We start from the raw sequence: 23,197 nt of genomic DNA, 5'->3' as shown, positions 1-23,197 counted from the left end.
TCGATTAGAATCCGCATCATAAAACCTCCCTTGTTTTTTACAAAGGAGGTTTACGATTCATCATGACCTTTTCAGTCAGTATCAAAACGCTTAAAAAGTTACTCTTCTTTCTTCTTGCCAGCTAAGAGGAAGCCACCAAGCGCTGCTAGGAGAACAGCTTCTGCTGCAAACGTAGCCTCTAAACTTGCCGTTGTTGGCAATTCCTTGTCAGTATCTTTGTTAGCTTGATCTTGTTGAGAAGTTCCTTCTTTAGATGGTGTTAAATAGCGATTCAAAACTTGTTGAACTCGTTGATCCAGAAGGTCTGATCCGTTTTCCTTTTGATTCAATGGATCAGTTGGTTTCGTCGGATTCACTTGTTCTGGTGTCGGTTGATTGCCATCCGGTTGTTCTGGTTTTGTTGGATTCTCCGGCTGAATTGGTTGATCTGGTATCGCTGGTTGATCTGGTATCGCTGGTTGATCCGGTTTAGTAGGCTCCTCTGGTTGAACAGGCTGATCAGGTTTAGCAGGTTCTTCTGGTTGGATCGGTTGATCTGGTCCTTCCGTTTTTGCTGCCTTATAGACAATCGCATAGTGGGTAAAGTGAGGAGCTGTAAAGATAACGGTATCTCCTTCTCGCTCAAAGGCCAAAGATTGAGGTGCTTGACCTTCTGGGAAGAAGAGAACTTGCTCTACTTCTTTATCCTTATCCACAGGGATTTTCACAAGGGATGGATGCTGGGTATCGACATCCTTACCACTTGCATCGACTCCTTCGATATCAAAGATAGTCGCTTCTCGTCCCTTCAGCTCTTCTTTTTCTGCCTGATTGGCTTCAACTTTCGCGACTTTTAGTCCCTTAATAGCAGTAGTCTCCAAGTTAGAGAATTGAACTTCGACTCCAGTCACAGGGTCTACAAAGACAGCCGGCTTATCTTCTTTCAGGAGCGCAATCAAGGTTTCTAGACCTGTTTTTGCGGTTGCAAGCGCTTCAGGAGTGAGCTCTGAAGAGTCTAGGAGTTCTTTATTTTTCTCAACCAGTGCCTGTAAAGCGTCACCAGAAGGGTGGTTTGGCTTACTTGCTAATAGGGCGGTCGCTTCCTCTGTCAGAGCAGAAAGAGCTTCTTTCTCTTTGACTAGATTAGCTTGTCCATCCAAGGCTTTCAAGAGAGCGGTCAATTGGTTCAACTGCTCATTGACTTGATCTTGTGTGCTGGTATCATGTTCTTTCAAGACTTTTTCAGAAGCAGCCATTCCAGCCAACAAGGCTTCTTTGACTTCAGGACTGGCAAATATAAAGTCTACTTTGGCTTTTGCGGCTTCAGCTTCAGCCAATTTTTGCTTGAGGTATTCATCGTTGAGAGCTGGTTTTGGATTGACGAGGACATCAAAGCTTGTGCTAGCTCCTTTGTAATGGATAGTGATGGTTTGACGGCCTTCCTTGCTCGCATCAAAGCCAGTTACTTCCACACCTTCATCGGTCAAGGCGTGCGTTTCGGTTGTTTCATCATCAAAGACAACTGTAAAGCGTCCGCCTTCTTTTTCCAATGCTTCTCCGACGATATATTCTACTTTTGGTTTGTCGGTCAATTCTAGACCAGCAACTACTTTTTCACCTGCTTCCTCTGCACTGACCACAAAAACAGTGAGAGTCTTATCCAATTTCTGACCAAGGTAAGAAACTTCTAGGTGTTGTTCTCCAAGCTTGCTACTGTCAAATCCATGAATCTCTACACCTGAGTTGGTGAGGTTGACCAGTTGATCTGCTTGGCCATCTTTATAATGAACACGGAGAGTCGCCCCTTTCAAGGAAAGAGCATCCCCTTCCCGGTAAACCTTCTTGGTCAAACCATCTTCAAATTGAAGTCCCGCAATTTCTTTATCATTTTTTGGAACTTCGATCGCTAAAACATTACTGATATCTTTGCCAGGTTCTTGCGCACGATAGTAGAGAAGAGATGGGGTTGATTCAAAAGCCAGTGGTTTAAAGATCAGATTTCCAGCTTGATCGGCTGTCATGGTCGCAATTGGGCTAGTCGCTTCTTTATCGGCATAAAGAGTCAGTGTGGTATTGGCCGGAACATCTTTGAAGCCGACTTGGACAAAATGATTGCCTAAGTTTTGCGCTGCAGCATGTTTCATCGGGATGTTGACCGTTTCCGTATCCAGACTTTCATACATCTTCCAGTTGTAAATCCGGATGGCTTGCCATGGAGTTCCGTTATCTGCCGTAATGACATGGAGACGCCATTCTTGAGCCTTGATTGGATGGTCGAGTGTAATGTCGGACACATGGGCTTTATTGCCACGAACTTCCTTAGCAAGCTTCCATTCACCCGCTTCATCCTTGTAGTAAAGGTCGAAGTCACGGGTATTCATCTTGCCATCGTCGACAGATTCTCCACCCGCACCGGCATGGTCCATGACCCAACGAACAATGGTCCGTGGTTGTGTCAATCGAATATCGACGCTTCCACTCAATTGAGCAGAGGACCATTTATCTGACAGACTTGTAATGGTACCATTTAACATCCCCTCGATGCCTTCACTACCCTCCGCATCTGGGAAGCTCGAACCAATGACTTTGGCTCCGATGACCACGTTTGGTGCTAGGGCTTTTGGAAGACTGGTATCTGACACTGTCATACCCCAATCAAAGGCTACAGTTCCTGCATCTGAACGTTGGCCGTTCTTCCCAACTGCAACGACCTTGAGGTCCTGAGTCGTTCCTTCAGCACTTGCTGAACGGCTAACTTTTGGTAGATAGACGGTTGTCGCAGAAGACCCTGTTAAGAGACGCCAGTTATCGCCATCTTTTTCATAGACTTCATAATAATCTGCGTCCGCTACCCCTTTAAAATTGAGGACTACTTCTGCTTCTTGCGCATTTTGTAGGCGTTTGCCCTGCACAGTTACTTCAGAAGGAGCAGCTGGTTTTTCTTGGTTCGACGTAATCGACAATTGACCGAGGTTGAACTTGTAATCTTTGACATCTGTATCATGGTCAAAGAACATCTTAACAGCATAAATGGTCTTGCCAGCCAGGTCTCCCAAATCGAAGGTTTGAGTTGACCAATCTGCGCTTGGCGTCAATTCTTTCCATACATATTCGGAGTAGTCTTCTTTTGTAGCAACAGCTATCCAAGCAGCTGCACCGACCCCACCCTTGTGAGAGACGCTCAACTTGGTCGTTTCTGTCACGGGGATCTTGGTCGAATAGAGCATAACATTTTGACTGCTATTGGCTTTCAGATCGCCTTCAAAGGCTAGAGAGTTCCCTCCATTGTAGGCTTGATCAAAATCATAACGCCCTTTCAATGGCGTACTATCTTCACTATGTTCTACCCACCAACGCCATGTTGGAAGGTAGCCAGAGACGGATCGGTAATTCCACTCCCCTTCTTTAGAAATCTTGCCATCCACAAACCAATGTTTGCCGTGACCAGTATTGAAGGAAGTATTAAAATCAGCATTTGTGATTGGGGTTTTGTCCACAACCAAATTAGACATTCCATACCAAGATTGGTCTGCTGGTTTTCCTTTGGTTGGATCTCCTTGGAATCCAGTCCAGAATAAATCTTCATGGGTATGGTAACCTTCTCCCGTCTTTCCTAGACCTGTAATGGTATCAGGTGCATAGAGACCAAGAGATAGACGCAACTTGCCATGCTCATCTAAAATCGCATTCCAGTCTACATTGGTCTTATAAGAACCTCCTTTTTGAAGTTCCAGTCCTGCTAAAACATCATAAGGATTGCGGTTAATCCATTTGGCTGTACTAATCGAATAATCAACTTCTGATTTGCCCCAGTTAAAGTTGGCAAAGAAGGTATCAACTGGATTTTCGCCATTTTCAGGCTGCATGAAATTGTAGTTGTATTCACCCAGTGCATTTTCATGGTAGCGACCATATTCATAGGTCATGGCATCATACCAAGAGTACTTGATCGGATAGTTGACGCTCTTCGCATATTCCTTGGTATAAAGAAGGAAATCTCTTAATTTTGGCCCCAAAGGCTCTACTAAGTTCCCTGTTGTTTCTTGGTTGATAAAGTAGCCATCAAAACCATAGTACTTGGCTAGATCAACCAATTTCCGAGCAATCGGGAAGGTTTTTGAGCCTTCACTATCTTCTTTCAAGGTTTCTGCAAAGCGCTCTTGATCCTTAATGCTACTAGACCAGTTGTAGAAGAGAGTTCCGTAGATGGGAACCCCATTTCGGTGAGCCGCATCAATCACATCTGCTGAAGGGACAAGTCCTTCCCAAAAGACCATAGAATCCAAATATTGCCAGTAGTCAAAAGCATAGGCCTTAAACTCTTCCCCACCGACTGAAGCATGATCCTTAGCCTTTGAGTTCATGTTAGAAAGGGCTTGGATCTTTGCTTCTGGGTTGGCTTGCTCGTTGATTTGCTTCCCTTGAAAACGGCTAGCAAGGGGAACACTTGCTCGGTTCAAATCATCATCTACTCGTTTACCAGGTTCCCATTTCAACAAATCATCCCAAGTATCAAATTTAACCTCTTTTGGTCTTAATTGTTTTTCTTTGGTTGGTAAATCTTCCACTTTTTCTGCAGCTACTTTTGGTTGTTCCGTCGCTGAAACGGCTGAAGTATCTGTCGTCGTCGGGCTAGCTTCTGTGCTAGCAGGACCAGCCTCTGTCGTAGCTGGAGTTGCCTCCTCAACTGGTTTTGCTGTTTCTGTCGTTGGTAAGGCAGCATCTGCAGTGTAGACGCCAGCTTCTCTAATCAAATGATTGACATCTTCCGTATTTGCTGTGGAAGCTTCTAAGGGTTGTTCATTAGTAGCATGCGTCTCATCTGCTGAGACTGCCCCCGTTCCTAAAAATGCCAATCCAATCAATGCAGAACAAACTCCCACACTAAACTTTCGGATACTAAAACGTTGTTGTTTTTCAAATTGATGACCTTTCATCTTGACCTCCTCAAATGGATTTTTTCTTTTTCTTGAGCGATTTCCATTGGCTCCTTCCTCTACGACTTGTAATCGCTTTCATTTCTTTGTATTAGAAATCTCCAATCAAGAATAGGATACCGAATCCAGTTAACACTGTCAATCCATTTTGGCAAGTCCTATAATATGATGAGGAAGGTCTAAAAAAAGTACAAAAAAAGAGGAGGTTACCCTCCTCTCATCATACAGATGAATTATTTAGCAATTTTTGCGAAGTATTCAAGAGTACGAACAAGTTGTGCAGTGTAAGACATTTCGTTGTCATACCATGAAACAACTTTAACCAATTGTTTACCGTCAACGTCAAGAACTTTAGTTTGAGTTGCGTCAAACAATGAACCGTAAGCCATACCTACGATATCTGAAGATACGATTGGATCTTCTGTGTAACCGTATGATTCGTTAGCTGCTGCTTTCATAGCTGCATTTACTTCATCAACAGTAACGTTCTTTTCAAGAACTGCAACCAATTCAGTAACTGATCCAGTTGGAGTTGGAACGCGTTGTGCAGATCCGTCCAATTTACCGTTCAATTCTGGGATTACAAGACCGATAGCTTTAGCAGCACCAGTTGAGTTAGGAACGATGTTAGCTGCACCAGCGCGAGCACGACGAAGGTCACCACCACGGTGTGGTCCGTCAAGGATCATTTGGTCACCAGTGTAAGCGTGGATAGTAGTCATCAATCCTTCTACAACACCGAAGTTATCTTGAAGAGCTTTAGCCATTGGAGCCAAGCAGTTTGTAGTACATGAAGCACCAGAGATAACTGTTTCAGTACCATCAAGAATGTCGTGGTTAGTGTTAAATACAACTGTTTTAACGTCATTTCCACCAGGAGCAGTGATAACAACTTTCTTAGCTCCACCTGGGTGCAAGTGTTTTTCAGCAGCTTCTTTCTTAGCAAAGAAACCAGTTGCTTCAAGAACGATTTCTACACCGTCGTTAGCCCAGTCGATTTGTTCTGGATCACGTTCAGCAGAAACTTTAACGAATTTACCGTTAACTTCGAATCCACCTTCTTTAACTTCCACAGTACCATCGAAACGACCTTGAGTTGTGTCATATTTCAACAAGTGTGCAAGCATAACTGGATCTGTAAGGTCGTTGATGCGAGTAACTTCAACACCTTCTACGTTTTGGATACGACGGAAAGCAAGACGACCGATACGACCGAAACCGTTAATACCAACTTTAACTACCATTCGTGATTTCCTCCTTATGAAAATCAAAAAATTTTTTATGTGAAAAGAGTAACTTGATAGGTTACAAATCATCTTTCAACAATATTATTATATACTTTCTTCCCCTAAAATGCAACTGATTTCATTAGGATTAGAAATATTACACAAACTTTCATATTCATTTTCACTATCTCTTATGAGGAAGAGGTCTAAAGCTCTTTTCGAATCAAAAAAGCTTTCCTCATAGGAGGAAAGCTTTTAGCTAGACGGTAAAATTATGCTTCACCTTTAGCTTTTTTAATGATTTCTTCTTGTACTGATTTCGGTACATCTTCGTAGTGGTCAAATACCATCATGAAAGTACCACGTCCTTGAGTTGCAGAACGAAGGACAGTAGCGTAACCGAACATTTCAGCAAGTGGTACATAAGCACGAACGATTTGGCTTGCACCGTGTGCTTCCATACCGTCTACACGTCCACGACGAGCAGTTACGTGACCCATAACATCCCCAAGGTTTTCTTCAGGAACTGTGATAGTTACAAGCATCATTGGTTCAAGAATAGCTGGTTGTGCTGATTTAGCTGCTTCTTTAAGAGCAAGAGATGCAGCGATCTTGAAGGCAGTTTCAGATGAGTCGACATCGTGGTATGATCCATCGTAAAGCTTCGCTTTTACGTCAACCATTGGGTAGCCAGCAAGTACACCGTTAGCCATAGATTCTTGAAGTCCTTTTTCTACTGCAGGGATGAATTCACGTGGAACCACACCACCGACGATCGCATTTTCGAACTCGAATCCTTTACCTTCTTCGTTTGGAGTAAATTCGATCCAAACATCACCAAACTGACCTTTACCACCAGATTGACGTTTGAAGAATCCACGTGCTTGTGTAGAAGCGCGGAATGTTTCACGGTAAGATACTTGAGGAGCACCAACGTTTGCTTCAACCTTGAATTCACGTTTCATACGGTCAACAAGGACATCCAAGTGCAACTCACCCATACCAGAGATAACTGTTTCACCAGTTTCAGGGTTTGTTTCAACGCGGAATGTTGGATCTTCTTCAGCCAATTTTTGAAGGGCAATACCCATCTTATCTTGGTCTGCTTTAGATTTTGGCTCAACCATCAATTGGATAACTGGTTCTGGAACTTCGATTGACTCAAGGATAACTTTTGCTTTCTCATCAGTCAATGAGTCACCAGTTGTTGTATCTTTCAAACCAACAGCAGCTGCGATATCTCCAGAGTAAACTGTTTCGATTTCCATACGAGTGTTGGCGTGCATTTGAAGGATACGTCCGATACGTTCACGTTTACCTTTAGATGTGTTCAATACGTAAGATCCAGAGTTCAAGACACCTGAGTACACACGGAAGAATGTCAAACGACCTACGAATGGGTCAGTCATGATCTTGAAGGCAAGCGCAGCAAATGGTGCTTCATCAGATGCTGGACGTTCTTCTTGTTCGTCTGTATCTGGGTTGATACCTTTAATCGCTGGGATATCAAGTGGGCTTGGAAGGTAGTCAAGGACTGCATCCAACATCAATTGAACCCCTTTGTTCTTGAAGGCAGAACCACACAATACTGGGAAGAATTCAACATTGATAGTTGCTTTACGGATAGCAGCTTTCAATTCTTCGTTAGTGATTTCTTCACCTTCAAGGTATTTCATCATCAAGTCTTCATCAGTTTCAGCAACTGCTTCAACCAATTTTTCACGGTATTCTTGAGCTTGGTCAAGGTATTCAGCTGGGATATCTTCTTCAAGAATGTCTGTACCAAGGTCGTTGGTGTAGATTTCAGCTTTCATCTTGATCAAGTCGATGATTCCACGGAAGTCATCTTCTGAACCGATTGGCAATTGAATTGGGTGTGCGTTTGCTTGAAGACGATCATGAAGTGTGCTTACTGAGTAAAGGAAGTCAGCACCGATTTTATCCATCTTGTTCGCAAATACGATACGAGGAACACGGTATTCAGTCGCTTGACGCCAAACTGTTTCTGTTTGAGGCTCAACACCTGATTGTGAGTCAAGAACCGTTACAGCACCGTCCAAAACACGGAGTGAACGTTGTACTTCGATCGTGAAGTCCACGTGTCCTGGTGTGTCGATGATGTTAACACGAGTGTCTTTCCATTGAGCGGTTGTCGCAGCAGATGTGATGGTGATACCACGTTCTTGCTCTTGCTCCATCCAGTCCATTTGTGACGCACCTTCGTGAGTTTCACCGATTTTGTGAATCTTACCAGTGTAGTAAAGGATACGCTCAGTTGTAGTTGTTTTACCAGCATCGACGTGGGCCATGATACCGATATTACGAGTTTTTTCAAGTGAAAATTCGCGTGCCATGAGGTTTTGTTCTCCTATATTTTTTATTTCTATACTATTATAACATGATTTAACAAAAACGGATAGGCAGGACCTACCCGTTCTCATTGTTTATTCTGTTTGGTTTAGCTGATTTGAGCTCAATTGAACCCAGGCTAAAGTTAGTTAGCCGATTTGAACCCGAGCGAGGCCCGGCGCAAAAAAGATAAACTGCCTTGTGTTCATGGAACACTGTATCAGTTTCCTATTTTTGCCTTGGGCCTTTTGCGCTCTTGGTATCTTAATCTTACCAGCGGAAGTGTGCGAAGGCACGGTTAGCTTCAGCCATACGGTGAGTGTCTTCACGTTTCTTAACAGCTGCACCAGTGTTGTTTGCAGCATCCAAGATTTCTTTAGCAAGGCGGTCAACCATTGTGTGCTCACCACGTTGACGAGCGATGGTTACCAACCAACGAAGACCAAGTGTTGTACGACGTTCTGGACGAACTTCAACTGGGACTTGGTAGTTAGATCCACCAACACGACGTGCACGTACTTCAAGTACAGGCATGATGTTTTCCATTGCTGTTTCAAATACTTCAAGCGCGTCATTTCCAGTAGCTTCTTTGATTTGCTCAAAAGCACCGTAAACGATTGAAGCTGCTGTACCACGTTTACCATCAAGCATAACGCGGTTGATAAGACGAGTAACTAGTTGTGAATTGTAAAGCGGATCTGGCAATACATCGCGCTTTGGAGCTCTATTTTTACGACTCATTTCTCTTTATCCCCTTTCCTTATGCTTTTGGACGTTTAGTACCGTATTTAGAACGGCCTTGTTTACGATCGTTAACACCTGCAGTATCAAGTGCACCACGGACGATATGGTAACGTACCCCTGGAAGGTCTTTTACACGTCCACCGCGAAGAAGCACCACGCTGTGCTCTTGCAAGTTGTGTCCGATACCTGGGATGTAGGCAGTAACTTCGATTAAGTTGCTCAAACGTACACGAGCGAATTTACGAAGGGCAGAGTTCGGTTTTTTAGGTGTCATTGTTCCAACACGAGTTGCAACACCACGTTTTTGTGGTGAAGAAACGTTTGTTTGAACTTTTTTATGACTGTTGTAACCAACGTTCAAAGCTGGTGATTTAGATTTTTCTACTTTTGATTTACGCGGTTTGCGAACCAATTGGTTAATTGTAGGCATCTACATTCTCCTGTATTTTTTTATTTTTGGTGATGATACACTTGGTGACAGCTACCATCTGTGTGTACTTTTGCAACATTTGTCAGCACGTCCCTGTACACTCTTGAGAGACCAAAAGTAAAAAGTACCGTCTATTATTGTAACATAGCGGCACTTTCACTGTCAAGATTTTTTTCTCTTTTTTGCACGATTGCTTCTTCTTAAAATCGCGCTAGATTATTGTTCAGATTGTTGCGTTACAGCTGGTGTGGTAGCATTCGAAACCTGAGGAACCTCATTGGACTGATACTGAGGGACTTCTGCTGGAACGACTTGCTGAGGTTGACCTGTTTGGCTAGCTTGATTCGTATCAGTTGATTGAGTATTCTGGTTGGTTTGCATTCCGTAATAGTCTACAATGTACTGAATACGAGCTTGAAAGGCCTGTTTTTTGGTTTCGTCCTTCACTTTTTCTACGGCCTCTTTGGCAGCGGTTAAGGTTTCTTGAGTTGCAGTCGTTTCAAAATGAGCAACTGCTTTTTCAGCCGCTTCAGCGATTTTCGCTTCCTCTTCTTCTTTGGCTTTTTTAGGATCTTTCTTCTTAATAGGAAGAGAACCTGTTTTTTTGGTTTCTCGCTTCACTACTGTAACTTGGTCTGCAGAATTTTTACGAACCGTATAAAGCCCACCGACAAGAACTCCTGTCAAGATGAATATCGTTGCCAATCGAAGCCATAGGGGACTACGATCAAAACGGTCTAAAATTGTTTTCATTTTCCTTTCTCCCTCTCCAGCTTAGTCCTTATCAAAAATATTTCCGACTTCTACATCAATTTTATTTTCTGCTACATCAATATTGGTCACACGTAGAAGTGACTTGTGATCAAATAAATCTTTACTTCTAGCCGAAGCATTGTCCGCAAAAATAGCAACTCCTGCCAACTCTGAATCGAACTCAGCTAAGAGGCTGACCATCCCACTGATAGTTCCCCCTCCTTTAAGGAAGTCATCGACAATCAGAACACGGCTTCCAGCTTTCAAACTACGTTTAGATAGGAACATTTTCTCAATCCGATCGCCACTGGAACCAGATACGTAGTTGACACTGACCGTTGAGCCTTCTGTAATTTTTAGATCGCGTCGTACAATGACAAAAGGAACATTTAAGACATTCGCTACCGCGTTTGCTAATGGAACACCCTTAGTGGCCACCGTCATGACTGCATCGATTTTTTGATCTCGGAAGGCCTTGGCAATAATGCGTCCGATATTATTTAAGATTTTTGGATCACTTAGCAAATCCGAAAGGTAGATATATCCACCTGGTAAAATCCGGTTACTTTCTGACAATTGATTGCACAAATTTTGGACAATTTCTTTTGAATCTGCATCCGAAATCGATGGTGTAAAGATGACCCCTCCACCTGCACCAGTAAGAGTTTCAATGCTTCCAATCTCCATTTCTTCAAAGGCCCGTTTAATAATGACAATGTCCTCAGAAATAGATGATTTGGCAGATTCGTATTTTTCGGCAAATGTATTTAAACTCGTCAATTCGTAGGGATGATTAATCAAGTAATTCGAGATCACAACCATCCGCTCACTTCTTCTTAGCTTCATTTTCTCTCCACATAGTTTTTTTTATTGTATTATACCATATTATACCAAAAAACGAACATTGTTAGTCTCACAACATTCGTTTTTGGTTTTTTTACTAACAAACTAAGAGCAGCTTATTTAAGGCCAGTTCATTACGAATCTTTTAAATTTGGCTTATAGAAGGAGCGATTGTCCAAGGCAAAAATCTTATTGGTCATTTCACCAGGACCTACTAAAGCTAAGGCAGAAGTCATCATCATCATTTCTGCATCTAGGTTATCAATCATATGGATGATCTCGGCTTCCATGATTTTTGGACGAACCGGACTACCATATTCTAGTAGACCATGGTGACTCAAAATCACATGGCGCAACACAATCACATCTTCTTTTTGATCGTCAATCTTTAACTCTTGTAAGACCTTGGTAATTTCTTCATCGATTAGAGCGATGTGCCCGATGAGGTTCCCTCGAACTGTATACTCTGTATTTTCAGGCCCTGATAGCTCCAGTACCTTGGCAAGATCATGAAGCATGATACCCGCATAGAGGAGACTCTGGTTTAATTGAGGATACACCTGAGAGATGCTCTCAGCCAAACGAACCATAGTGGCTGTGTGATAAGCTAAGCCTGTCTCAAAAGCATGGTGGTTGGTTTTGGCCGCAGGATAAGAGTAGAACTCTTTGTCATACTTGCTGTATAGCGCCCGCACCACACGTTGCCAAACTGGATTTTCTATTTTGAAAATCATCCCCGACAGGTAATCTTTCAAATCGACTGGATTTACCGGAGGTTTTTCCTTAAAGTCTGCTGGATTCGACGGCTCCCCACTTTGAGGCAACCGCAAGGTTAACTGATTGACCTGAGGCGTATTGTTGTAGACCTCCCGACGGCCACTCATATAAACCACACGCCCAGCCTGAAATTGCTCCACATTATGTGGCTGAGCATCCCACAATTTTCCTTCGATTGTGCCTGTCTCATCTTGGAAGACAAAGGCAAGATAATTCTTTCCAGCACGTGTCTGACGAAGATCTACCGACTTAATGAGGTAGAAGCCTTCAAACAATTCGTCTTTTTTCATTTGATTAATTTTGACCATCATCTTCTCCATCTTCTAAATTCAATAGGCTTGCCATATCTAAATCCTCTGACGTTTCAATTTGGCGGAGTGTGCGCTCGATAGCATTTGTTCTTCGGTTTAAGAGGTCATCAATGTTGCCAGAGGCATGCTTCAACTGCCGTTGGGTCTTTTCTAAAACGCCTCCAAATTTTTGGAACTCCGTCTTGACGGATGCAAGCACCTTGCTAATATCATCCGCACTTCGTTGAATATTCAGGGTCTTAAATCCAACCGATAGGGAATTTAACAAGGCCGAAAGCGTGCTTGGACCCGCGACGACGATCTGCTCCTCTCTTCGGAGGCGATCAAAGAAGGCTGGATCGCGGACCACTTCTGAATAGAGCCCTTCCGTCGGTAAAAAGAGAATCCCAAAATTAGTAGTGGCAGGCGGATAGAGGTATTTTTGATGAATGTCCTTGGCAAATTGTTTGATACTAGCCAATAGGAGCTTGCGACAACGCTCAATCTCCTCTTTCTCCCCACTTTCATAGGCTTCTTCCAGTCGGTAATAACCGTCCAGAGGAAACTTAGAGTCGATTGGCAGATAGACGTATTCCCCTCTGACCTGACCAGGCATCTTGATGGCATACTCGACGCGTTCGCTGGAATGGGGAACTGTTACAAACTCTCTCTCGTATTGGGCGGGAGTTAGGATATCTTCGATGATCTGACCGAGTTGGAGTTCTCCCATAATCCCACGGGTTTTGGTATTGGAGAGGACCTTATTGAGACTTCCCACATCTCTAGCGACCGTCTGCATTTCCCCAAGACCTTTATTGACCGACTCCAATTGTTTGGAGACCGTCTCAAAGGAGGTTTGGAGACGACTATGCAAGGTTTTTTCCAACTTTTCTTCGACCGTTTGACGCATCTGCTCCAACCGTAAATCATTGGAAGCTTGAATCTGTTGCATCCGCTCATCCGTTTTGTCTCGGTTTTTAGTGAAGTTCTCAGCAAGTTCTGCTCGTAAAGCAGTCGTTTGCTGATGCATTTCTGTCCGTAATTCCATAAGACGGTCACTGATCGCCATCTCTATCTGCTGGCCAGTGATTTGCTGAGCTTGTCGCTCTCTTTCAAATCGGTAATCCAGCTGATCCGAAAGATGATCTTCTTGGTCCTCCAGTAAGTCACGGACCTGTTTGTTATCAGCTGTCCGTTGCTGGTAGAGCAAGAAGAGCAAGACAAGATTTCCCACTCCTAATACAAAAAGGATTAATTCCATCTTATTTCCCATCCTTGCTATAAATGATAAGGGCATAGCCTCGATCAACGGTTAAGGTAATCGGCTGATTGATAAACTCGTTGGAACCATAAATAGCCTTTTTAAAATAATTGGTCTGATTTAGGGGATACTTGGCTCCTTCAATCTGGAAGGAAGCTCCCTCAACTGGCATAAAAGCTACATAGGTATAGCCTGCTATAGGCAGAATGGTATGGCGGCCTGCTGGACGATAGCAGAGATAATTTTGTTGGTCCATCAAGTAAAGTTGCGACATAAAGGGTGCAATTTCTGGATCGCTGGGCAAAAAAACGCTGGCCAAGTGGTGATCCAGGCGACCACCAAAGGCTCCAAAAATTCGAATTTCCGCTTGAGGCCAACGTTCTAACACTTCCTTAATCGCCAATTCCAGATCCGTATCATTTTTTTCTGCTACCGAAGTCCGTAATTCGTGAGCCGCAGATTGAATACTCTGGAATTCTTCTGGCTCGACAGAGTCAAAATCCCCAACTGCTAAAGATAGTTCCAATCTTTGCTCTAATAGGAAAAGGCAGCCTGCATCCACCCCGACATAAACATCCAAGTCTAGCGGAATGGTTTCCACTCGGCCTCCAGCTACAATCGCAACCTTAGTCTTGGATGGCTGCTCGAAGGGTTTGAACTCGTTCATTCACATCTCCATTAAACACATAGGAACCTGCTACAAAGACGTTTGCCCCTGCTTCTTTCGCAGCGCGAATCGTCTTATCATCGATTCCCCCATCGACTTCAATATCGAAATCCAAGCCTTTCTCTTCACGCAATTGAACCAACTGACGAATCTTATCCATAGTTTCTGGAAGGAAGGCTTGCCCACCAAATCCTGGGTTGACAGTCATGACAAGTACTTGGTCTACCAAGTTCAAGATGTGTTGGATACTTTCAACAGGGGTTCCTGGATTGATGACCACACTTGGTTTCACCCCTGCCAAACGAATTTTTTGAAGGGCACCATGGATGTGTGGAGTCGCTTCGACGTGAATGCTAATGATATCTGCTCCGGCCCGCGCAAACTCTTCGATATGTTGCTCAGGATTGGTAACCATCAAGTGGCAGTCAAAAACTAGTTTGCTGTGAGGACGCATACTAGCAACTACACCAGCACCAAAGCTGATATTAGGCACAAAGTGGCCGTCCATCACATCGATGTGAGCGTATTCCGCACCAGATGCTTCTAATTTCTTCAATTCGCTTTCAAAATTTGCATAATCTGCACTTAAAATAGAAGGGGCTAATTTGTTTGTTTTCATATTATACAGGTCTCCTTATTTGGGTAATTTTTTCGATACTTTTTTATAGGTTTCACGCCTATTTTCGATCTCGCTCAAAAACTGTAAGTAATTCTCATAGCGGAAGGAAGCTATGATCCCTTCCTCAACAGCGGGCTTGACGGCACAGGATGGTTCATGTGTGTGGGTACAAGTACGGAACTTGCAATCCCGGCTTACCTTGGCGATGTCTGGAAAAGCATGATTCAGATCTTCTGCATTGTCGACTTCATAATCTAAAGAGGAGAAACCAGGGGTATCCGCAATCTTGCCACCATTGAGATCATAAAAGCTGACGGCTCGCGTCGTATGGCGACCTCGTCCAAGACTATCAGAGATCTCTCCTGTCTCTAGTTCCAACTCCGGAGCCAAGGTATTCAAGAGGGTTGATTTCCCCACTCCTGTTTGGCCCATAAAGACCGTCACCTGATCTTTCAAGAGAGGTAAGAGCTCTTCCTTGTCAGTGACAAAGTCATAGCCCATTTTGCGATAGACTTCCTGGAAAGGAAGCATCTCAGCTGGATCTTCTAGTAAGTCCATCTTTGAAATATAGACAATCGGATGAATCACTTTTTGTTCCAAGAGGACTAAAAAGCGGTCCAATAAATTAACATTAAAATCTGGCTCTTTGGCAGACATGATAACGACAGCCTGATCTATATTCACAATCGGTGGACGGACTAAGCTATTCTTTCTTGGGAATATTTTTAAAATATAGCCTTCCGAATTTTCTTCGGCTGAAAATTCTACCTTATCTCCAACGTAGGGAGTTTGTCCCTTTTTCCGGAAATTTCCTCGGGCGCGTGTTTGGTAAATTTCTCCCTCGCACTCCACATAATAAAAACCGGCCAAGGCTTTAACAATCGTTCCTTGCAACTAGCACTCCTTTAAAGTTAATACTACCATTATATCAAAAAATATACGATAGCGCTTGCGAACCTTAAATTCCTATATAATAGAATTTTATATCACCTTAATAGTCAGTACAGAATCACTATATAAATTCTGTTACTATTTTTTCTTGGCATTTCTTTTAAAAAGAGTATAATAGAACTATGCGGAGGTGGTGGAACGGCAGACACGCATGCTTCAGGCGCATGTGCCCCTTCGGGCGTGAGGGTTCAAATCCCTTTCTCCGCATCTTGGAAAGGTGGCTCAGCTCGGTACGGCACCGGACTCGAAATCCGGCAAGTGGATTTTCTTCATGCGCGGGTTAAAAATCCTGTCCTTTCCTTCCATCATTCAAAAAGACATGAGATTCATATCTCATGTCTTTTCTATTAATTCATTCCTGCTTCTAGAAGGCCATCCGCTAGGCGGGCGAAGTCTTCTAAGCTGAGGGCTTCTCCTCGTACAGAAGGTTGCAGGCCCGCAGCTTGAATCCCTCCTTCCAGTTTGGCTTTGATTTCCTCAGTCTTGCCAAAGCGACTGGTCAAGTTGTTCCATAGAGTCTTGCGGCGGTGGACAAAGCTAGCCTTGCTGACAGAGAAGAAGAAATCTTCATCCTTGACTGCCACTGCTGGTTCTGGGCGACGCACCATCTTGAGGATGGCAGAATCGACGTTTGGCGCTGGCACAAAGACGGTGCGAGGCACGATAAAGGCTACTTTAGCGGTCATATAGTATTGGACTGCAATGGACAAAGACCCGTAAGCTTTGGTATTAGGTTCGGCTGAAATACGGTCTGCCACCTCTTTTTGCATCATAACCACAAATTCTTGGAAAGGAATCTTGGATTCGATCAAGTGCATAAGGATGGGAGTCGTGATGTAGTAAGGAAGATTAGCCACTACCTTGATCGGAAGCTCTGGATTTTTGAACTCTGCGATGTACTGGTTGAGGTCTACCTTGAGGATGTCTTGGTTGACAACCGTGACATTGTCAAAATCACGCAAGGTATCCGCTAAGATAGGCACCAAGCGGTCATCAATCTCAAAGGCCATGACTTCTGCGGCATTTTCTGCCAAAAACTCCGTCAAAGCTCCAATTCCGGGACCAATTTCGATGACATTGACTGTTTTATCAATCTCAGCCGTATCGACAATCTTTTGAAGGATATTGGTATCGGTCAAGAAGTTCTGACCGAAGGATTTTTTAAAGGTAAAACCGTGACGCTCTAGCACTGCCTTGGTCACGCTATAATCTGCAATTCTCATTTTTTCTCTTTTCTAATCCGTTTAGTGTGAGACATACTCTCTCTTTTTTCTCCGCAGGCCAGTCTAACAGTCTTCTACAAAGGCATTCTGCTCCGCTTGGTAAACATAAGCTTCCCCGTTCTTATCTAAGACGGTTTCCAACAAGGGCTCCATTTCCAAGGCGTCTTCAAGACTGATGATGGTAATCTTAGACGGATCGTCCAAGTCTTCCTGGGACTCATAACCTGTAAAGAACTGCCAACCACTATCTTGTGAATGATGAGGGACATCGTGAATCGCCCAATTAATCTCACGTCGTAGGAAGCAATCCTTGGTAATCATGGCCCCTTTTTGCGTATCAAGATTCAGCGGAGGAACCATCAGACTGGCGATATGTTCCTGGGCAAATTCCAGCTCATCTCCAAGCTGGATGGTGGTAATATAAGCCGGTTGATTGGTTAAACATCCTTTGAACTTCCCATCGCGGATTTCAGTGAGTTCGACCCACATACGCTCTCCTCGACACCCATTCTCCAAGACTGTATCCAGCACAAAGATGAGGCGAACCTGGTCCCCAAGCTTCAATTGGTTGATTTCTTCTTGACTTGGAATCAAAAAATGCCGTGGATTCTTTTGATGTTCTGCGTGAACATTCTCCAAAGAAAATCCTATCACTTTTTTCTTATCTGTAAACAGGTCGAACAATCCCATCTTCCACCTCTATCTCTTTTTTAATAACTGGCCATCGTTTCTTCGACTTGCGCTAAACAAATTCCAAACAACTCCAAGCGATTGAGCAGTTGTTTGCCATTGCAGTAGCCGATGCGCAAGGCTTCTCCTAGATATTCCCGTCGTTTGCGACTGTCACTGCCCATCAGCAGACCGAGTCGCATCAGATCTGATTTGGTAATATCAAAGAAATGCTCATCTTTATAGGAGCCCACCAGTCCAGCAAGGGCTTTTTCCAAGTCTTCAAAGCTGGCATGCTCGACTCCCAAGGAACGGCCCTTGGTTTTTGATTTGGGTACTGCTTCGCCACGATTTAAAAAGGCATGCTTGGCCTGCGGAATTTCTTGCATGATGATCTTACGAATGCGCTCCCCATTGTAATCCGGATCCGTAAAAACTATGACTCCACGCAACTCCTGCAAGGTGGCAATTCGTTCTAGGTCATCATGATTAATGGCGGATCCACGTGTCTCATAGGTATCCACCTCATAATAGCGTTTCAGATTGGCCGTATCATCCTTGCCTTCAACAACAATCACTTCTGGTATTTTTCTTTTCTCAGTCAAGGCCAAATACCTTTCTCGCATTGTCATAGGTGGCTTGAGCTACTTCTTCTGTTGTCAAGCCACGTAGTGTTGCAATATGATCCACTACATAGCGGGTGTAGGCTGTTTTATTTTCCCGGCCCCGCTTAGGAACTGGTGCCAGATAAGGGGCATCTGTCTCAACCAATATCTTATCAAGCGGAAGGCCAGCTGCCGCTTCTTGGACATCTGTCGCCTTCTTAAACGTCACCACTCCAGAGAAGGAAATCATCATTCCCAGATCCATGAAACGTTTGGCTTCTTCAAGACTACCGGAGAAAGAATGCATGATGCCACCGCGCGGGCCCACTCCTTCACTCTTGATAATGGCGTAGGTATCTTCGAGAGCATCACGCGTATGCACTACAAAAGGCAAGTCCAAGTCCTTAGACAGTTGGATCTGACGGCGAAAAACCTTTTCTTGAACGTCTTTTGGTGCCGTCATCCAGTGGTAATCGAGACCGATTTCTCCTAGGGCGACGACTTTAGGATGTTTCAACTGTTCAAGTAAATAAGCCTCTACTTCAGGACTATAGTCGCCCGCCTCAGTGGGATGCCAACCCAGGGTAAGATAAACTTCCGGGTACTGGTCGGCCAAGGCTATTGCTCGTTCGATGGTTGGTTTGTCAAAGCCAACAACATTGTGGGCATGGACTCCCAGCTCTTTAGCTAGTTCTAATTCCTCTTTTTCTCTCCCTGCAAACTCTTCAACGTTGAGGTGAGTATGAGTATCAAAAATCTGCATATGGATCCTTTTCTACGATTTTTCTCATTCTATTATAACAGAAAGCCTAGCTGAATACACTTTTGGCAAAACAAAAACCAGTAGTCTCGAGTTTCTACTGGTTTTTAGTTTTTTATCTGAATTACGCAGCCAAAACTTTGCGTCCTTTACGACGACGAGCTGCCAATACGCGACGACCGTTTTTAGTTGCCATACGGTGACGGAAACCATGTTTGCGCGCACGACGAAGTTTACTTGGTTGATAAGTACGTTTCACGATGAATACCTCCTCATAGATTTTGTATTCGTTTAGCCGGCTATAATGTGATCAGTTACTAAACATACTTTACTATTCTATCTGATTCACGTCTGTTTGTCAATAGCTATGAAAAATTTGTTGGGGCAGGTTCAATGATACCGCTTTTATTGGGCATCTCCTTCTATCCTTTGACGAGTCGCTTCATAGTAAGGAAGCAAGCTAGCCATTCCTTTTTTTAATTCCTCAAGAATGGCATCTCGACTCGTCGCTTGCGATAGATTGACATCGACTTTTACCAAGACCTTTCGGACCTGGCCAGTTTCCACACCTTTGAGAAGTCTCTGGCGATTGGCTTCTGTCCCTTGGAATCGTTGACTGACACCTTCTATTTGGGCGAAGTAATAGACTGGCGAAGAAACCGGAAGAGTTAAAACGCGGTTCTGCTTTTGTAGACTCTCCTCATCCTTCTTGCGTTCGATAAAACTTACTTCCAGTGACACACCAAAGTCCTTCGCATCTCCATAAAGTCGCAAGGCAAACATCGGATCCGTTATCTCTCCCTCTCCTTGGAGATAAGCCCAAAAATGAGGGCGAAGAATTTGAGCTTGATTCATCCACTGACTGGTCCGATCTTGTTTTAAATGCGGAAAGAGCTTCTGAAAATCGCTGACCAAGTGGGTGAATTCCTGCCGAGCTTCTTGCCCTAACTCGCGATACTCTACCATTCGCTCTGCATCCTCACCAGCTTTAGCAGGAGCCAGGTACTTGATCCCCTGATAATTCAAAAAGTCTCTTATCTTACTATACATTCTAGTTTTCCTTTCTCAGACAGAAAAGGAGAGAGCAAGCTTACACCCCTCTCTCCCTTTAGCATCTTCCTTTTTTGATGGCAGATTAACCTTCAATATCGACGACAACGTAACGATTTGGTTCTTCTCCTTCAGAATAGCTGGTGACTCCATCCATTTTCGATACGATGCGGTGGATGATCTTGCGTTCGCTATTAGACATTGGGTCTGTATGTTGCGCTCGACCTTCTTCTAGAGCACGACTTGCCAATTTTTGCGCATAGCTTTGAAGGACTTCTGCACGGTGTTCAACATAATCATTAACGTTGATCGCAATGTAGAAATTCTTAGAATACTGATTGTAAAGGTAGTTCTGTGCCAACAATTGAAGGGCCTTGAGAACTTTCCCGTGGTAGCCAATGACACGGCCTGGCTCATTGGTATCAATCTGCATATTGATGGTGCGACGGTTGTAGCTGCTTGAGATGCTAGCTTCGACATCCATTTCATCAATAACGGTTTGAACATAGGCAGTGACATCAGAAACAACCTTTTCAATGTCATAGCTTTCTTCTACTTCAATGCCCAAGTCAGCAAAATCAGACGTTTGGCGGATCTCAGCTTCGTTAAGACTTGAATCGAGAATCTCTCCATGACCTTGTTCTTCAAGAATGGTTTCAGGAGCCTTCTCATGTTTGAGAATCTCAGCCTTCACTTCTTCAGAAACTTCTTGTCCTTCTTCTTCAACTTTTTTAATCGCTGCTACCACGCGACCCAAATCAACAGTCTCTTCACTGACACTCTTGACAGGTTCGTTTTGAGCATTAATTTCCTCAGGAACTCCCTTAACAGCTTGTTGATTGGCTTTTGTCACTGTAGTTTCTGCAATTGGTTCGATGTCTACCACAGCTGGCTTCTTACCAAAGAGACCGAGGAACCCTTTCTTTTCACGAGAAACGACAGTAATATGTGCTTTCATGCGCGGGATATCTAATTCTTTCAAACCATTTTGAATGGCTTCTTCAACATTGACTCCTTTATATTGGACCATCTGTCAAACTCCTTCTTAGTTTTTCTTTTTCTGTGCTTTGTTAAATGCACGTCGTTTTTGTTTTTCTATATCTTTGATTGCCTGTTGCTCTGCTTCACGCGCCGCAATAATCTTAAATGGATTGTTCAATAGGTAAGTTTGCCCAACTTGGTAAGCATTGGAAACCACCCAGTAGAGAGCAACCCCGCTGGCTGAGTACATAGCGAAGAAGAAAATCATCACGGGCATTGCATACATCATGGCTGTCATTCCACCATTTTTTTCTGGCATGGCTTTGTTGCTCAACCAGGTGCTAAAGAAGGTGAAGACGGCTGCCAAAACTGGCAAAATAAAGGTTGGGTCTGTTGCGCTCATATCCAACCAAAGAAAATGACCGACTTTTAGGAATTCTACCCGACTCAAAGCTTGGAACAAGGCCATCAAGACTGGCATTTGAATAAACAATGGCAAGAAGGCAGAGGAAGTCTTGACGCCTTTTTCTTTATAGAGTTCCCGCATTTCTTCTGACATGCGAGTGCGGCTTTCCAAATCCTTCCCAGGGTACTTGGCCTGGATTTCTTTCACTAGTGGCTGAATCTCCTGCATTTTGCGCGAGGAGGTCATTTGGTATTGGAAAACTGGCAAAAGAATGGTCCGAATCAAGAGAGTGAAGAGGATAATCCCGACTCCGATGTTGCCTCCAATAGAAAGAAAACGGATGACTTCTGCAAAGAAGTAAACGAATTTTTCCCAAACTCCTGATGATTGGGAAGTCACTTCAGACGTTCCACAGGCTGTTAATAATAGGAGGGCCCCTCCGAGTAAGCTAGCTACTTTTAGTTTCTTTTTCACGTAATTACCTTTCCTGACGATAGACTTGCGCTAATTTTAATACATGGACTAGATTTTTTTCGACCTGATCAAAATCCAGTTCTTCAACTCCCTTTCGAGCAATCACAACAAAATCATCTGCTACAAGATGATCCTGGTGCTTCATTAAAACATGACGAATCAAGCGCTTGATTCGGTTGCGTGTCACAGCATTTCCTAATTTTTTACTCACGGATAAGCCGACACGGAAATGGGGCTGCTCTTGCGACAAACGGTAGATCACAAATTTTCTATTCGCACAATTCATACCACTTTTAAAAATGGCATTGAAATCTTTTTCTCGCTTGACACGATAGCTTTTTCTCAAACTCCCACTCCCTCTTTTAAATTTATTCTATTATACCATAATTTCAAAAAAAACCAACGACCTTCTGGCTCTTGGTTTAAAGCCTCCTCCAGTGCCGTCAAAACGGCTAGGAGAAGAGATGCTGGATGGTTGATAAGATGATGGGTAAGCTATAAATGAAGTTCAAGCCGATATGAGCAAGGATAGGATAATACAATGAGCTCGTCTTTTCATTCAATAATCCAAAAATAAGGGCGGGGATGGTATAGATCAAAAAACTCAAAACAGTAAAGGGATGGTGAAGGAATTGAAGTCCACTATAGATAAGGGCTGGGGCCCATACACTCGCGTAGAAGGGACATTTTTTAAAATAGGCTTGGACAAGCGCTCCACGGAAGATTAATTCCACGGTCATCGGTCGAATGATGACCACTAAGACAAAGAGTATGAGAGATCCTAAGGCTTCCAAGGTCACCGGAAAAAAGTGATAAATAGCTAGACGTCCTTTGGTGAACCCACTGAGAAAGTAATCTAGCCAGTAGATGGCACAACTGGAGAATATAGCAGCGTAGATAGCGGGAAGGAATTTTTTCTTCTTCGCCCACTGAAAAACGGTACGTGGACTGTATTTCTTTACAAATGAAAAAACAAGCATCAAATAACCTGCCTCTAAAAAGAGAAGGGTCCAAAAATAGCTAAGAGCTTGGCCGACTTGGTTGCTGACTAGCTGGGCTAACTCGCGAAATTGTGGCCGAACTAAGATATAAAAAACTAGTAGTAAAAGTGGATAAAAGAGCTTGGCCTTTGTCTTTAAAAATTTCATACATTCCTTTCAAGGGGATTAAAAATGATTTATTGCATCTTACCATAATCATTCC

General features: G+C 43.5%; 22 protein-coding genes and 2 tRNA genes. 2 read left to right on the top strand and 22 right to left on the bottom strand.

The annotated features are described in order from the left end of the window. Positions 1 to 98: 98 nt before the first annotated feature. From L0M85_RS06885 to rsgA, 12 genes are all read right to left on the bottom strand, one after another. A complete protein-coding gene (locus L0M85_RS06885; RefSeq protein WP_238656730.1) occupies positions 99 to 4,916 on the bottom strand; it encodes a bacterial Ig-like domain-containing protein in 4,818 nt (1,605 codons plus the stop codon). Positions 4,917 to 5,149: 233 nt separating this feature from the next. Next, the gene (gene gap / locus L0M85_RS06880) at positions 5,150 to 6,160 is read right to left on the bottom strand and encodes a type I glyceraldehyde-3-phosphate dehydrogenase (RefSeq protein ID WP_006595530.1); all 1,011 of its coding nucleotides are present in this window, start codon (positions 6,158 to 6,160) and stop codon (positions 5,150 to 5,152) included. Between the two features lie 254 nt (positions 6,161 to 6,414). Continuing rightward, positions 6,415 to 8,496 (bottom strand): elongation factor G, encoded by a 2,082-nt coding sequence (fusA, locus tag L0M85_RS06875; protein ID WP_048690854.1) that lies wholly within the window; start codon positions 8,494 to 8,496, stop codon positions 6,415 to 6,417. Positions 8,497 to 8,761: 265 nt separating this feature from the next. Beyond that, the gene (rpsG, locus tag L0M85_RS06870; RefSeq protein WP_003003105.1) at positions 8,762 to 9,232 is read right to left on the bottom strand and encodes a 30S ribosomal protein S7; all 471 of its coding nucleotides are present in this window, start codon (positions 9,230 to 9,232) and stop codon (positions 8,762 to 8,764) included. A gap of 19 nt (positions 9,233 to 9,251) precedes the next feature. Next, positions 9,252 to 9,665: a 30S ribosomal protein S12 gene (gene rpsL, locus L0M85_RS06865; protein ID WP_001142332.1), complete on the bottom strand. Its 414-nt coding sequence runs from the start codon at positions 9,663 to 9,665 to the stop codon at positions 9,252 to 9,254. A 216-nt stretch (positions 9,666 to 9,881) separates the two neighbouring features. Then, positions 9,882 to 10,418 (bottom strand): hypothetical protein, encoded by a 537-nt coding sequence (locus L0M85_RS06860; RefSeq protein ID WP_048690856.1) that lies wholly within the window; start codon positions 10,416 to 10,418, stop codon positions 9,882 to 9,884. Between the two features lie 21 nt (positions 10,419 to 10,439). Continuing rightward, the gene (gene purR / locus L0M85_RS06855) at positions 10,440 to 11,264 is read right to left on the bottom strand and encodes a pur operon repressor (protein ID WP_125329232.1); all 825 of its coding nucleotides are present in this window, start codon (positions 11,262 to 11,264) and stop codon (positions 10,440 to 10,442) included. 131 nt (positions 11,265 to 11,395) lie between these two features. Next, positions 11,396 to 12,346, bottom strand: a complete 951-nt coding sequence (locus L0M85_RS06850) for a 3'-5' exoribonuclease YhaM family protein (protein ID WP_238656729.1) — start codon at positions 12,344 to 12,346, stop codon at positions 11,396 to 11,398. Then, positions 12,333 to 13,589, bottom strand: a complete 1,257-nt coding sequence (rmuC, locus tag L0M85_RS06845; RefSeq protein ID WP_238656728.1) for a DNA recombination protein RmuC — start codon at positions 13,587 to 13,589, stop codon at positions 12,333 to 12,335. The genes L0M85_RS06850 and rmuC overlap by 14 nt, the downstream gene beginning before the upstream one ends. Before the next feature lies 1 nt (position 13,590). Beyond that, positions 13,591 to 14,256 carry a thiamine diphosphokinase gene (locus tag L0M85_RS06840; RefSeq protein WP_238656727.1) on the bottom strand — a complete coding sequence of 222 codons (666 nt, stop codon included), beginning with the start codon at positions 14,254 to 14,256 and terminating at the stop codon, positions 13,591 to 13,593. Further along, complete coding sequence (gene rpe, locus L0M85_RS06835; protein ID WP_238656726.1) at positions 14,216 to 14,875, bottom strand: ribulose-phosphate 3-epimerase; 660 nt, start codon at positions 14,873 to 14,875, stop codon at positions 14,216 to 14,218. Before rpe ends, L0M85_RS06840 begins: the two co-directional genes overlap by 41 nt. Positions 14,876 to 14,890: 15 nt before the next feature. Further along, positions 14,891 to 15,769: a ribosome small subunit-dependent GTPase A gene (gene rsgA / locus L0M85_RS06830; RefSeq protein ID WP_238656725.1), complete on the bottom strand. Its 879-nt coding sequence runs from the start codon at positions 15,767 to 15,769 to the stop codon at positions 14,891 to 14,893. Positions 15,770 to 15,950: 181 nt separating this feature from the next. On the opposite strand from rsgA, the gene L0M85_RS06825 reads away from it, so the two are divergent. After that, positions 15,951 to 16,033, top strand: a tRNA-Leu gene (locus L0M85_RS06825). Positions 16,034 to 16,037: 4 nt separating this feature from the next. Beyond that, a tRNA-Ser gene (locus L0M85_RS06820) sits at positions 16,038 to 16,127 on the top strand. A gap of 46 nt (positions 16,128 to 16,173) precedes the next feature. Here L0M85_RS06820 and rsmA read toward each other — a convergent pair. The 10 genes from rsmA to L0M85_RS06770 all read right to left on the bottom strand — a co-directional run bounded on the left by rsmA (position 16,174) and on the right by L0M85_RS06770 (position 23,142). Then, positions 16,174 to 17,049, bottom strand: coding sequence for a 16S rRNA (adenine(1518)-N(6)/adenine(1519)-N(6))-dimethyltransferase RsmA (rsmA, locus tag L0M85_RS06815; protein WP_238656724.1), 876 nt, complete (start codon positions 17,047 to 17,049; stop codon positions 16,174 to 16,176). A gap of 63 nt (positions 17,050 to 17,112) precedes the next feature. Beyond that, the gene (locus L0M85_RS06810) at positions 17,113 to 17,739 is read right to left on the bottom strand and encodes a DUF2185 domain-containing protein (protein WP_238656723.1); all 627 of its coding nucleotides are present in this window, start codon (positions 17,737 to 17,739) and stop codon (positions 17,113 to 17,115) included. Between the two features lie 20 nt (positions 17,740 to 17,759). Beyond that, the gene (gene rnmV / locus L0M85_RS06805) at positions 17,760 to 18,344 is read right to left on the bottom strand and encodes a ribonuclease M5 (RefSeq protein ID WP_238656745.1); all 585 of its coding nucleotides are present in this window, start codon (positions 18,342 to 18,344) and stop codon (positions 17,760 to 17,762) included. Continuing rightward, positions 18,316 to 19,086 carry a TatD family hydrolase gene (locus L0M85_RS06800; protein ID WP_048690873.1) on the bottom strand — a complete coding sequence of 257 codons (771 nt, stop codon included), beginning with the start codon at positions 19,084 to 19,086 and terminating at the stop codon, positions 18,316 to 18,318. The genes rnmV and L0M85_RS06800 overlap by 29 nt, the downstream gene beginning before the upstream one ends. 121 nt (positions 19,087 to 19,207) lie before the next feature. Then, positions 19,208 to 19,342, bottom strand: a complete 135-nt coding sequence (rpmH, locus tag L0M85_RS06795) for a 50S ribosomal protein L34 (RefSeq protein WP_003003086.1) — start codon at positions 19,340 to 19,342, stop codon at positions 19,208 to 19,210. 146 nt (positions 19,343 to 19,488) lie between these two features. Next, positions 19,489 to 20,133, bottom strand: a complete 645-nt coding sequence (locus tag L0M85_RS06790) for a hypothetical protein (protein WP_048690875.1) — start codon at positions 20,131 to 20,133, stop codon at positions 19,489 to 19,491. Between the two features lie 85 nt (positions 20,134 to 20,218). Further along, positions 20,219 to 21,163, bottom strand: coding sequence for an RNA-binding cell elongation regulator Jag/EloR (jag, locus tag L0M85_RS06785; RefSeq protein ID WP_048789960.1), 945 nt, complete (start codon positions 21,161 to 21,163; stop codon positions 20,219 to 20,221). A gap of 15 nt (positions 21,164 to 21,178) precedes the next feature. Next, positions 21,179 to 21,994 carry a YidC/Oxa1 family membrane protein insertase gene (locus L0M85_RS06780; protein ID WP_048789959.1) on the bottom strand — a complete coding sequence of 272 codons (816 nt, stop codon included), beginning with the start codon at positions 21,992 to 21,994 and terminating at the stop codon, positions 21,179 to 21,181. 4 nt (positions 21,995 to 21,998) lie between these two features. Then, a complete protein-coding gene (gene rnpA, locus L0M85_RS06775) occupies positions 21,999 to 22,340 on the bottom strand; it encodes a ribonuclease P protein component (RefSeq protein ID WP_125329244.1) in 342 nt (113 codons plus the stop codon). 106 nt (positions 22,341 to 22,446) lie between these two features. After that, complete coding sequence (locus L0M85_RS06770) at positions 22,447 to 23,142, bottom strand: type II CAAX endopeptidase family protein (RefSeq protein ID WP_238656722.1); 696 nt, start codon at positions 23,140 to 23,142, stop codon at positions 22,447 to 22,449. Positions 23,143 to 23,197: the final 55 nt, after the last annotated feature.

The sequence above is a fragment of the Streptococcus sp. DFI.7.26 genome (assembly GCF_022240605.1).
Taxonomy (GTDB): domain Bacteria; phylum Bacillota; class Bacilli; order Lactobacillales; family Streptococcaceae; genus Streptococcus; species Streptococcus xiaochunlingii.
This window is presented reverse-complemented; position numbering and strand designations above follow the sequence as displayed.